Here is a 13,690-nt window from a genome sequence, read left to right on the forward strand (position 1 = left end):
TGCCGGACGTGCATGACCTCAATACCGCCGTCGTATCCGACAACTGCGATGACCTTCAGCAACTGATTTGTGCCTTTGAGCCGAGGTCAAGTCCTTGATGTGGCGATCAGCAGCTTGAGCACCATCGGCCTGGCAGTGACCGGCGACTGTCCTTCGTCCGCCTTTGAGCGCTCGACGACTGCTCTCCAGAGGCTGTGAAAACGATGCTGGTCTCGTGGAAACGGTAACACGTGTCTGTATTGGTTCTTGCACAACCGATGTTACCGCTTGAGCGCCATAGAAATCCCGCAGCCCAGCGAGGGTCAAGTCCGCTTTCATGAGGAGACGACCAAACCATAGTCCAGGCACCCGTTGGTTGCGGGTGCCATGCAGACCCACGCGTGTCGACTACAAGATCCGGTAGGTGCCAACGCCAAATCGGGGACCTAGGGTCCGGCCGCGTTCCCCTGACGATCATCGAGATAACAGTAGTGAACGCAAAGGACGGCAGGTTAAGAAACGGACAAACCGGCACACTATGACCGGCCGATACCGGGGGCTACGCACCGCATACCCTCAATCAGGATCGTCGGTGTTCTGATTTAAGGGCCCCAGAAGGCGATCAATGGGGGACGCGTATGCCTAGCCGAGATCTATCCAAAAAAAATCAGTTTGTGGAACGTGAGCCAATTGAGGCGATCACGGCGATCGATCGCCTTGCAAAATCGGATCCGGAGAGGATTGCGCTGAGAAGCGGCGCAGACGAACTCACCTACGAGGCGCTGCGACTACGATCGGATGCCCTCGCAAGGAGGCTACGAGCGCATGGCGCTCAGGGTGCGGTCGTCGGATATCGGGGCGAGCGCGGCTTCGACTGGGCGACAGCGGTCGTCGCAATTTTGAAGGCCGGATCAACGTACCTACCGCTCGATCCATCGTTACCGGCTTCACGCACATCGTTCATAATTGAGCAGAGCCGCTGTGCTCTGATTATTGGCTCAGACCAGCAGCATTCGCTTAGCATGGCCCCGAGCCGCAAAACCAACACTCAATTGATGCCAATAGAGGCGGCACTGCGTGAGGGCCGGCCTTCATCTTTCGTGCCCTCATCGAGCGCGGATGGACTCGCCTACATTCTGTTTACGTCTGGTTCGACGGGCCAGCCTAAGGGCGCAATGATTGCGCATGCAGCCTTAAACAATCATTTGGCAGCAAAAATTGATGCCCTAACCCTCACTCGGGCGGATTGCATCGCGCAGACGGCATCGCATTGCTTTGACATCTCGTTGTGGCAACTTTTGGCAGGGCTTTGCGTCGGAGGCAGTATCGCGATCATTGATGATGCGACACTGAAATCGCCAGTATCTCTTCTTAAAGCAATTCAAGGGCACGGCGTGACGGTTGCGCAATTCGTCCCTTCAATGCTTGCAGTATTTGTTGAATATCTTCAGCCCCTCGCGGCGGCAGAGAGAGCTCTGGACGGTTTGCGCGTTATTTCTACGGTTGGAGAACCCCTGACACCCGGACTGGCGCGCGCATGGCTTGCCTTATATCCGCAGGTCGCCATTCTAAACCACTACGGGCCGACCGAGTGCGCCGACGGCGTTACGCACAATCTGGTTTCAGTACCGCCCGCGATGGCTGACACTTATGTGCCGATCGGCAAGCCGATTACGAATCTTGAGGTCTATGTCACCGATGGATCTCGTCTGTGCGACACGGGAGAGGTCGGCGAAATCTGTGTGAGCGGCGTTGGTCTCGCTGTTGGTTACGTCAACGACGATGTTCGCACCAAGGATGCCTTTGGGCCAAACCCCTTCTCCAACAACCCGGGGTTCCGGCGCCTATACAGGACAGGTGATCTCGGGCGCGTCCGTTCCGATGGCCTCTTGGAATGCCTCGGTCGACGGGATCGTCAGGTCAAAATCCGTGGGCACAGAATTGAGCTGGGAGAAATAGAGGCCCGCCTCTGCGCTCATCTTTCGGTACATGGCGCTGTCGCGGTCGCCTCCGTCTGCGCAGGCGTAAAGCTTATGGCGCGAAACATAACAAGTGCGGAGCGGGAAACTGGATCGAGACGGCTAATCGCGTATGTGTCAGCTCCGGCTGAAGTGACGGAAACCGAGCTCCAGAACTTTGTTGCCGAAACGCTTCCTACCTACATGCTCCCGGAAAGGATCATCCACGTCGGCGGTATTCCGCGGACCAGAAACGGAAAGGTCGATTTTGGAGCATTGCCGGACCCGACCAGTGTTCGTCCTTTATTGCCGACGCCATTTGAGGCGCCGCGAACAGACCTCGAAGCCCAGCTGTGTCAAATTTGGGCAGGCGTTCTGCGCATTGAGAACATTGGCGTGAATGACCAGTTCGTAAGCCTCGGCGGCGACTCGCTCCGAGCAATGCTCATATTGGGTCAATTGCAGACCGAGCTCGGAGCGAGAACGGATTTCAGGCTGGTCCTGAATGGAACGATAAGGTCTCTTGCGGCTTCGATCGCATCCCGAGGCGAATCCAAACCGTGCACAGCCCCAGCGCACGGAAAGCTTGCGCGAGCACCCCTGACGAGAGTTCAGGAGCACCTCTGGTTTCTTTCCCAGCTCGATCCGTCTGCCAGGAACTACATCATTCAAGGCGGCCTGCGAATAAGAGGCTTCATCGATCCGGCCGCATTCAACCGTGCCTGGACCGATGTCATTCATTTCCATCAGGCACTTTCTGCGCGCTTTATCGACGAGGATGGTCCGGTTCAGCTTTTTGATGATCCGCAAAGCGAAAATCTTGGATTGACTGATGCATCTCATCTCACGGCGCAGCAAGCCGAGGAGCTGATCACAGAGTTACGGCAGACAGAGCTGAGCGGTAGCTTTGATCTCAGCCAAGGTCATCTGTTTCGCGCGCGCATGATCCGTTTTCGCCCTGACCACCATCTGATACTGATCACCGCTCACGAAATCATTATCGATGCCTGGTCGATCTCTGTTCTGCTCAGAGACCTTCGAAAAAGGTACCTACATGCTGAAGGGTCGTTGCCAAAGAACCGCGCCTCCCTTTCGACCTACGCGGTCTGGGAAAGGCAGCACGCGACCCCAGAGGCGATGGCCAACCAACGCAGCTATTGGCGCCGTCAGATTGGTGATGATCCGCCGGTGCTTTCGCTTGGAACGGGACAAGCGCGACCGCGGGCAAATTCTCACCGCGGTGCCTCGCATGCGGTGCTGCTAGGCAGCGAGCTCTCCAATCAGGTGCGGGAGTTTGCGCGCCGACATAGGTGCACCACGTCGACAGCCCTCCTCGCGTGCTTCAAGCTGCTGCTACGGATGTACAGCGGTCAGGACGACGTTATCGTCGGCATACCGCACGTTGTACGGGATCAACCCGGCAGTGCCGACATTGTCGGCTTTTTTCTGAATATGCTGCCAATCCGTTCCGCGATCGATGTCGGTCAGTCCTTTGCGGTTTATGCCTTGCGCGTTCAGGGTTTGGTCAGCGATGCCATCGCAAATTCGGCATATCCGTTCGGCTGGATGGTCAGGGATAGCCGGCTATATCGCGAAGCGGAACGATCGCCGATCTTCCGGGTCATGTTCAACATGTACTCCGAGGCCGCGGAGCCACCGGGTCAGCATGAGCTCGATCTGACTTTCCGCGAGTACGATACCGGTTACGTAAAATTCGATCTTACCTTGTACGCACAGGATCACGGCGATGAAATCGCCCTCCAGCTAGCATATGCCGAAGACATCCTTTCCAGCGATCTCATCGCCCGTATGGCTGATAATCTGCGCTGTCTGATTGCAGCCTGCGTTGAGAATCCACTTGCGCCCGTTAAGGATCTGAGCTGTCTCAGCGGGGCGGATGTCGTTATGCAGGACTCGCTGCACGGCTCGGCGCAGTCATACCCGACTGAATGTCCACTTGTCGAAGCGTTCGAGCAAATCGGCGCCTCTCATCGCAACCAAGTGGCATATTTTGGTGATTTCGGTGAGATCACGTTCGGCGATCTGCGTGAGCGCGTAGCAGCAATTAGGTCCTTGCTGGAGGCGTCTGAGGTGGGGGCTGGCGACAGAGTCGCCATGGTGGTCGACCGGTCGCCTGACGTGGCCGCTGTTATTCTTGCGGCACGAGCCTTGCAATCCATCGTTGTCCCCATATCGCCGGATTATCCACGTGACCGGATCGACCATATCCTGCGAGATAGTCGGGCAAAGCTTTTGGTTCACGCAACTACCACTGACGTTGGTTTTGACCTGCCGTCGATTTGTCTGTTGACCCTAGAACGGTACGGCACGCTCGCGCGCGAGTCTGAGTGTGGCGACAAACCATCAGATCAGGGAATTACGAGCCTTATATACACGTCATCCTCGACCGGAAAGGCGAAGGGGGTTCTCATACCTGAGTCGGCAATTCTTAATAGACTGAACTGGATGTGGCGAACCGCTCCGTTCGAGAGCACCGACGTGATGGTCGTCCAGAAGTCCGCATCACTCGTTGCGTCCGCTTGGGAATACTTCGGTGGACTTCTAAGAGGTGTGCCCGCGCTGATCCTGACCCGAAGGCAGTTGCTCGATCCAGATCTGCTGTTGAGCACGTTGGCGGAACGTCGTACGACACACTTATTTGCCTCGCCGGCGCTCCTGGCCGGCCTCATTGCCTCCCAAGAGCGGCAGCCAAGATCCACTTCCTTGCGGTTCGTCACAAGCAGCGCTGAACCGATGCCACCTTCGCTCCCAGTTCGCTGGCGTACCCATTTCCGGGACGTGCCGTTGTGGAACTTCTATGGCGCTACGGAATGTGCGTCCAACGCCGCAGTCTACAAAACGTCGGATGCCGACGACGGCGTGTCGCTCGTCCCCGTTGGGCGCCCAATCGATAACGTCAAACTCTACGTGCTCGATGCCGCGTTGAAGAGAGTCCCTGTCGGAGCCGCCGGTGAGCTCTGCATCGCGGGACGCTGCGTAAGCGCTGGGTACTGGAGGGATCAAGAGCGGACAAAACGTTGCTTCGTGCCAAATCCTCATGGTGATGGACAGTACAGCGTCCTTTATCGAAGCGGCGATATTGCCCGCATCTCAACCAGCGGCCTTCTCGAGATTTGCGGCCGATCGGACAACCAGATCAAGGTACGGGGCTATCGGATTGAGCTGGAGGAGGTGGAAAAGGCTCTTGAGTCTCATCCCGCAATCACAAAGGCCGCGGTCGCTGCAGATGGCATGGTTGGCGATCGTCGTTTGATCGCCAGCGTGATTCCCGCGCGCGACAATCTAAGATCGGAAGAGATTGTCGCCCATCTTAAGCAGTCATTGCCGTCCTACATGATTCCCGCCGTCTTCCGCTTTGTTGACAATATCCCCCTCACGACAAGCGGAAAGACAGATCGTGCGGGCTTGTCGTCCGTTCCTTACCGCGAGGTCGGGCCTGCTCCATCTGCCGAGCCCAGCACGAGGAAGGAGCGTATTCTTGTTGGGATCTGGCAGGATCTATTGGGCATCGAGCGGGTCGGAATTGATCAGGCCTTCTTTGATGTGGGCGGAGATTCTCTTCTAAGCGTGCGCTGCGTCACGTTGGCGCGCAAAGCCGGGCTGAAACTTACTGTTGACCAACTCTATCGAACGCCGACAATTAGGGAATTGGCGGCAGATGCAGCGACGATTGCACTCCATGCCGCCCCTTCGGTGGACGGGGCGTTGCCGGTTACCCCCGCAATCGCATCTTGGAAGCCTCTTGTCGGCTTCGATGAGCATTACAACATAGGCGATCTGTTCTTCGTGCCCGGCGGGATGCTGGATATCCGGCTGCTGGAGCGGGCCCTTGCTCATGTCATGGAGAGGCACGAAGGCCTCAGGCTCCGCATCGGCCGAACCGACGATGGTCTACGTCTGACGATCGCAGCTTCCGTGGCCGGATGCCTCGTGGAGGAGATCAATCTCGGCGGAGTGACCAGCCTGCGGCAGCGTAAGGCAATCGAGAACATCTCAGCAAGACGTCAGCATATGTTTCGTTTTGACGGCCAGACGCCTCTTGTTAACGTCACCGTGTTCCGCACGTCGGAAAGCGGCGATTACTATCTGCTGGTCCTGATGCATCATTTTGTAGCGGACGGGATAGGCTATCGACTGTTCCTCGAAGCATTGGATGCGGCCTACGACGCCCTTGCCTCAGGCCACGCCGTCAGTGGCCCCGAGAACATGCAAATGCTCTCTCCATGGTTGAGGCGCCTTGAGCACTACGCGAACAGCGAGGCGCCAGCCGAACTCGAATACTGGGAGAGGATCGACTACGATCAGTTCAATTTGCATGTCAGCCCCACGTCGGCGGGTCGCGCTAGCTTTTCGCAAGTGACCGCGAAAGAGCTTCACTATGCACGCCTTGAAGGTCGCGCGGATGACGCGAATTGCCGGGTGTTTTGGGAGGATCAGGCCAAGCATCATCTGGAGATTGGCAAAGAAGCGACAGCTGATCTGCTCAATATTGCAGCCAGATCGACGCATTGTAAGGACATCGACGTATTTCTTGCCGCGATATCCGGGGCCTTTGGGCGTGTTTTCGGCAACTATTCGCTCTGGATTGATAGCCTTACCTCGACCCGAGGTCGGCTGTTTGGAGATATCGATCCATCGCAGATCATTGGCCATATCAGCGAGCTCGTTCCGCTTTCCTTGAGTCTCGCCGGAACGGAGACTCGTCCCGATCGTGCTCGTTCAATAAACCGCCAGCGCAATGCCCTGCCGCGCAGGGGAGTAGGATTTCGGGTTTTGAAATTTGTAAGCCGAGATCCAGCCGTGCGGAGCCGGATCGATCGTCTGCCCTTACCTAAAATCGGACTGAATTATCGAGCGGGTTTGCAGCGCCATTTTCCGCGCCGCCTCCTAGCCCAGGCCCCGTCTCCAATCTGGATCGGCGAAGACATGGATGAAGCCGCCGCGAGCCACCTCTTCTGGTTCGACGTCGGATATCAAGCCGGCCGTCTCCAGATTGAAACAAGGTATGATCCAACCCAGATCGGTTACGAAGTGACCCGAAATCTTTGCACGGTCTTGCAACAGGAGCTGTTGCTGACGATCAGCGAATTCGGAAGAGAAGGCGACACCGTCATCCATGGATGAGCGGGATGCGGAAGTAGCGGTCGGGTGCGATCGAGATGTGATGGCAAAGAAGAAGCAGAACATCGATCTATCGGATCCCAATCTGGCGAGCCTTATCTTGCGGCTCGCAATTCCGTCTATTGTTGGCCTATCGATCAACGCGGTACAGCAGGCCGTCAATGCGATCTTTGTTGGTGCACTTGGTGCGCAAGCGATCGCAGCTGTCAGCATGACCTTGCCAGTCGTCGTCCTGCTGACGGCAGTCGGTCAGGGAATTGGTGTTGGAACAGCCTCGTTCATATCTCGTCATCTTGGTGCCGGTGAGTACCTGGAGGCAAGTAGGGGCGCGAGTACCGCACTGGCCCTGGCCGCTCCGATCGGGATCATGTTTACGGTTCTCCTACTGCTAAACTTGCGACGGATCTTCGTAACGCTCGGGGCAACTCCAACCATCATGCCCGTGGCGCTCGACTATGCGGCGACGCTATTGTTCGGGTACACGCTGATGCTTCTAAACATCGTCAACGGCTTCATCGTGAGAGCCGAGGGCAACACACGTTTCAGCATGTGGACGATGCTTACCGCCTTCATACTGAACGCGGTGCTCGATCCGGCCTTCATCTTCCTGCTGGACCTCGGTGTGCGAGGCGCAGCCCTCGCAACCCTGGTATCTCAGATCGTTGCCATTAGTCTCTATATCACGCATTTTTCGAAGCTGAGCGGGATAGTCCTCATCAAGATATCTTACGTCTCATTGCGAACTAGTCGCATCAGACAGCTGGCGTTCATAGGAGCGCCAGCCACCATGACCGGCATTTTGTCTGCCATTGCCTCTATGCTCTTGTACGGAGCTGCTGCGCCGTTCGGGGACGACTGCATCGCGGCCATAGGAATAGCTGTGCGATTGCTGACGATCGGCGCACTGCCTGTCACCGGCTTTTGTATGGGCTCTCAAGCTGTCCTGGGTTTCGGTTGGGGCGCACGCGATGTTCCCCGCGTATGGAAGGCCGCAAAGCTCATGCTGTCCATGACTATTGCGCTCTCGGTTGCGTATTCTGCGGCCGTTGTGACTTTTGCCCGACCTTTGGTCAAACTGTTCAGCGATGACGAGAACGTCACGGAAATTGCCGTCCTGACCTGCATCGTTTTCCATCTCTTTTTTGGGCTCTTTGGTATTGAGAGTTTCGTGACGATGATGCTTCAGTCGTTCGGGAGAGCACGCCTCAGTGTGATTGTGTCCTTGGCGAGGCACGGCTATTTCTTCATACCGGCCGTACTGGTGTTGCCAGTTATATCGGGTTTCAACGGACTGTTGGCCAGCCAAGCAATCGCTGAGCTGGGGGCTGGACTGATTTCAATGATTGTCATGTTCCGGCAGTTTTCTGAGCTCAGACGAGCACTCGGGCGGCCTACTTCAAGCGGGATCGATATCGCGGGTTGACCTGACCACGCACATGATCGCGGTCCGGAGGATTGAGGCTACAGAACTGTGGAGGTGGTGCTCTCCAAGAAGTGACGCTCGTCATGTGCGGGAGCCATGCAGCATGGTGTTGGCGATGTCGTCTTCTCCTCTCAAGGATGGCGGATTTGAAGCGCGATGCGTCTGATGACGGACACAAAACGCGTGCCGCATGCTCGGCGATTCCGAATTGAATACGTCGCCGCTCTCTTGCGAATTGGTTCTCAAGGCCGGCGGGCGCTCTGACAACAAAGATCGGTTGGAATAACGCAGCGCCGCCCCAATGGCGGCTTGGCCGTCACCTTCAGTAAATCGATGCAAGCTTGCGGGCTTGAAAGGCCCGAAAGCTTGCAGCTTTATTCCTGGTCTCCACCTGAATCGAATCCTGGGATCAGCGATTTCGTCATGTATAGTCGCGGCTTCCGAAGCTTAGAGCGGTGAGCGAACAGTCAGTCAAACCTGTAGGAGGCCTGCATGAACGTGCCCCATCGCTCCATGCGATAGTTCGCAGGAAAGACCCCCAAGGCAACAGGAGAGCTGCCCTCCTGTTGGGCTTGATTGGGGAGTACCTCGCTGGGTTTTGGAGTCCACATGGCCCAATACCGGGCGCCGACGCCGACGCTGAAATTGTTGGTGAGGAAATATGAGAGGGTACCTTCGACCTGCACACCACCGCCACCGCTCCCGCGTTGATCGCTGAAGTACGTCAAGTCTCGCAACAGATGGTTGTCGCGCCCCTGGAAATCTGTCCAGGGCAGGTAAGCAACATCGGCGGTCACGCGCCAGCGGTCGAGCAACATGGTCTCGGCGCTGAGGCCGATGCGCAACGCATTCCAATCAGTGTCTTGGCTGCCGATAATCCGTGTATCGCCCCGCGCAAGGCATGGAAAGTCGGGGGAGGCGATCTGCGTGCATCCTGTTGTGTCAGATTTCTGACCGTAGTAGGTCCAGCCCATAAACCCACCGACCTTGAAGGTGGCGCCGCGCAAGAAATCGTAGCCCGCGTCGGCCGTGTAGTACATGAACCTTCCGTTCGTTTGGCCCGATGTCGTGTTGGAATAGGCGAAGGCCGCGCCCCAATCTTCATCGTTCATAGTTCCGTTGTTGAAGCGGCCGAAGCCGATATTGCCCTTCAGGAATATCCCCCACGGGCTGTCCACGCGTTCGAACAACTCACCGGAGATCCCATCCAGTTCGTGATAGGTGAGCCTTGACACGAGCTCCCTCCCGGCGCCCCATTGAAGCTTTCCTCGGCTCAGCCATAACCGTGTGCCGCTTTCCAGTGACCAACCCCGAGTGAAGGCAATCGGCGACGCGCTGACAGTCGGCCTTGCCCCGTATGGCGGCGTATCGAACCAGCCCGGCGTCCTTGGATCGGCATCGAAATGATAATTCAGAGCAATTTTACCGATATGATAGCTGCTGGACGGGTGGGTGATGTTGGCTGGGACCGTTGCCAACGGAAGCCGTGCGGTCGGTGGGGTTGCCACACTTGGTCCACCAAACCACAGATAATTGTACTCAAGTCCAACGGACCATGCAGGCGTGATCGCCTGCTCGACGCCGGCGCCGATTGTGCCACCGACCCGACCATACTCGAAATGAGTTGCATTCTGCGGTGCGCAGCTAAATTCGTGGTTGTTGACGACATCGCCCTGATTGTGTTGCCAAGCCACGCCTCCCTTGAGATACACCAGCGTATGGCCGTGCGGGCCAAACGCATAACCCAGGCGACCGGTCCCGGTGATAAAGACGTTTGGATTCGCATTGCAGTTTGCGCTTACGACAGATCCGGAGGCGGCAAGACAGGTATTTGTGCCGTCCGACGCGGCGCCACTGGCATCCACTTCAACGCCAAAGACCCAGCGGTCCTTCTGCCAATTGTAGCCGACCTGGCCTCCCAGCAGGAACGCCGGGGTATCGACGACATCCCCGTAGAGTGACGGACCGTACGGATCACTGAATGATGTCCGGCCGTAGCCCCCACCAACGTGCGCGCCGAAATATCCACCGGTCCAGCTCCACCGCACCGGGGGGACTTTTACTGCCGGCTTAAGATCTGCCGAATTGACAGCTCCGCTTGCAACGAGCGCTGCTGTTGCGGCCCCCCAAGAAAGAACTTCAGATCGCATGTCACCTCACGAAACACAACGCGCGCGCCAGCTTGGAACGAGGCCCGGTTGGCCAATGTTGTTGGCGCCGCTTCCGCGCTGCTTGTAGTGTGCAGGATTGAGGCCAGAAGACGCGATGCGCACCGCCTGCGGTTTTCGCTGGTGATGTCGTATTCTCCTCTCAGGGATGGCGGATTTGAAACGCGATGAGTCTGATGACGGACACAAAGCGCACGCCGCAGGCTCGGCGATTCAGGATTGAATACGCCACCGCTCGCTTGCGAAATAGTTCATCGCTTGCTCCAATGGCCTCGCAAGCTTGCAATTACTGTTCTTTGAGGTGGAAGGGCAATGCGAACGCTCAGCGGCCAAGGCGGCCAGTGAGAACTTACGTTCGAGGATCACGCATCTCGAATGATTAAGCGCGTCAGGGGCGTAAAGTATCGATACTTGCCGGCGAGAGTGCCGTTAACGAACTGCAAGCCGTGATTGCCATAAATCAAATCCTCACGCACGTATCCGTCGGAGATGGCTTCTTGATTATTGCCTCCAACTGTCTTCTGGGCGATTGTCATCATCTGCCCGCCTGATGGCCAGCCAAACATTTCAATTGCAGCAGCGCGTTGTGTGCCAAGTTTCAAGTTATCAAACTGTTTGACCGGGATTACTCCGGCTGCCTTAACGGGCTCAGCTCTCATTCGCGAGAGAATTTCAGATCCAATTGGCCTACGAGCCACAACTTTCTCGATGCAGTGAGAATGAATTGGAATGCCGGGGTGCGAGTCCCATTTGATGTAGTGATCGGACCGTAAGATCTCCCAGCCGCCTTGCGCATAGATTTCCGCAAGCTCTCCACGCGAGAACGATTTCTTGTGACCGCATGCCAAACTCTCCTCAGGGATAGGATGATCTGCTTGATCAAGCGTATTGGTGAAGCAGTGGAACCCTCCAGGCCGTGTCCGATCCATCAATTCCGTCAGGAGCGGCCTCCAGATGGTCCGTTCCGTAAAATGCAACACGCAGTGCGCTATAAAGACGTCGAGGTAAGCAGGCGACTGAAATGTTTCAACAGGAGCGACAGCGCTCGTTATATTCACGCCAAGAGCGCCTGCGAGCCGATTCAGTTTGCAGATAGCGGCTTCAGATATATCGCTCGCGACGACCTGATGACCAAGCTGGGCCAAATAGAGGACGTTGCGTCCCTCGCCGCAACCGAGCTCGACAATCACGCTCTTGGGGCGCAGAGCCGGGGTTATCTCGAAGATTTCGGGACTCGGGCCACCCATGCACGACACAGCGTGGTCGGCGTAGCCCGAATCCCACCAAAAGGGTGAGTCCTCCGCCATCTTTTGCATGCCGGGCCTTACGCTGCCTGATATTGCTGCTCGAGGGCCGCCATCCTGGCGGAGTAAAACATCCGAGCTATGATGCTGGAGTACTTGAACCCCGTTCGAGTCAGTTGATAAGCGTCACCCTCTGCCAAATTCACGAGTTGCAAAGATTCAAGCGCCTCGAGTTCTTCGCCAAAATCAGCCGCGAGCGCTCGTCCGAATTCTGCAGCGTAATTACTTCTGCTCAAAGCTGACAACGTGAGGCCAAGCAGAACGTAACGACACCGAAGATCTTCCTGCGTCAGCCTGATTCCGTGCGAGGCTATCGCGTCGGGATCGAAGGGGCGAGCCGAGAAGGCGTTGATGATGGGCGAAGCCGCACTCGAGCCTACGGCGTAGTCCGTGCTACAATGATATTGGCCAAAATGGCTTCTGGCGCCGGCCCCCAGTCCTAGCAGGGGCGTTCCCTTAAAATCCGACACCTCCTGCCGGTAGGCATGATCGCCAGCAATCCTGGTGAAGCGTGTGAAAGATTCCTGGCGGTAACCTTTGGACGCCATCAGTGCAACGTTCTGATCGTAGACCTCATACTTTTCGGCCTCAGAGAGGAACAGTTCAGGATTGTGCGCCTTCGAGATAGTGATGCTCGTCATCGGACGAACAACAACGGGATACAGAGAGAGTGTCTGCGGCTCATAGTCGAGCACCCGGCCAAGCGAAGAGATCAAAGAGTCACGGGTTTGGCCACGCAAGCCGTAGATCAGATCAAGATTGACGTGAGAGAAACGCGCGATAAGGGCGCTGATTGCCGATTTTGCAGTCTGGAGCGAATACGGCCTGCCAGAGTGCGCAAGCTCGCCTGGCTCCATGCTTTGGATACCCATGCTCATTCGGTCGACGCCAAGTGCCTTCAGGCAATCCAGGAGGTTGTTGTCGAAGGAGTCTGGCGTGCTCTCGACCGTCGTCTCACATCGCGGGCTTCGTTTTGGAAAGGCTGCATCGAGGGCGGCGAAAAGCGCGCCGAATTGATGCTGCGTCAGAAGAGTTGGAGTGCCGCCGCCGAAATAGATACTCACAACCTCCCGATCTCCGAAGTATTCTCCATATCGAGCGATGTGCTCCACCAGTCGAGCAACGTAAGACTCCCCGGTCTCTCCTCCATGGCGCGTTGTAAGAAAGAGCGTGCAGTAGGTGCAGCGATAGCGACAGAACGGAATATGGATATAGATGTTGATTTGTTTTGAGCGATTGGCCTGCTCGACGAGATCAGTTATGCGGAGTGGCTGGGAAAAAGCCCGATATGCTCGCTTCGAAGGATAGCCGTAGACATAGGTTGGCAGCTCCTTGTTCGCTATGTTTGTCCGAAGAAAGTCTAGACGATCCATGACTTAACCCGTTGATTGCCAAGCAGATGAATGCCCGAACGCCGTCTTCTCGAACGCCGTGGAAGCTTCCAATCCGCATTCATGATGGCGTTTAAGCAACTTATGTTCTTCAGATCCAACCGTGCGGCTTAGGTGCAAGGGACCAAGCGCGCGCATATGTGGCTACAGCGGCTGCTACACCAATCCTTCAGCAGCGCCCACAAACGGTCAAAGACCCCTTTCGAAGTTGCGATCGCATTTTTCAGGAGTTAGTTCGGTCACACCATCGGGTGGCATATCGGTCTTCATTGTTAGCTCCTTTTCAAATGCGAAGGTCAGTAAGTGAGGCCGGTTGGCAGCTTCT

The 13,690-nt window shown here is 56.5% G+C and carries 5 protein-coding genes; 2 read left to right on the forward strand and 3 right to left on the reverse strand.

Annotated elements, in window-relative coordinates; all coding sequences use genetic code 11:
- The first annotated feature begins 617 nt into the window (after window positions 1-617).
- Both ACYCVF_RS31570 and ACYCVF_RS31575 read left to right on the forward strand, forming a co-directional pair.
- Window positions 618-7,082 (forward strand): amino acid adenylation domain-containing protein, encoded by a 6,465-nt coding sequence (locus ACYCVF_RS31570; protein WP_459606796.1) that lies wholly within the window; start codon window positions 618-620, stop codon window positions 7,080-7,082.
- Window positions 7,083-7,122: 40 nt separating this feature from the next.
- Window positions 7,123-8,502 carry an MATE family efflux transporter gene (locus ACYCVF_RS31575; protein ID WP_459606795.1) on the forward strand — a complete coding sequence of 460 codons (1,380 nt, stop codon included), beginning with the start codon at window positions 7,123-7,125 and terminating at the stop codon, window positions 8,500-8,502.
- 467 nt (window positions 8,503-8,969) lie between these two features.
- Here the strand turns inward: ACYCVF_RS31575 and ACYCVF_RS31580 are convergent, their stop codons facing one another.
- The 3 genes from ACYCVF_RS31580 to ACYCVF_RS31590 form a co-directional block, all read right to left on the reverse strand.
- Complete coding sequence (locus tag ACYCVF_RS31580; RefSeq protein WP_459606794.1) at window positions 8,970-10,652, reverse strand: outer membrane beta-barrel protein; 1,683 nt, start codon at window positions 10,650-10,652, stop codon at window positions 8,970-8,972.
- 380 nt (window positions 10,653-11,032) lie between these two features.
- Window positions 11,033-11,986, reverse strand: coding sequence for a methyltransferase domain-containing protein (locus tag ACYCVF_RS31585; RefSeq protein ID WP_459606793.1), 954 nt, complete (start codon window positions 11,984-11,986; stop codon window positions 11,033-11,035).
- Window positions 11,987-11,994: 8 nt separating this feature from the next.
- Window positions 11,995-13,347: a coproporphyrinogen-III oxidase family protein gene (locus ACYCVF_RS31590; protein WP_459606792.1), complete on the reverse strand. Its 1,353-nt coding sequence runs from the start codon at window positions 13,345-13,347 to the stop codon at window positions 11,995-11,997.
- Window positions 13,348-13,690 lie beyond the last annotated feature (343 nt).

It is taken from the genome of Bradyrhizobium cedriense, from assembly GCF_054602315.1.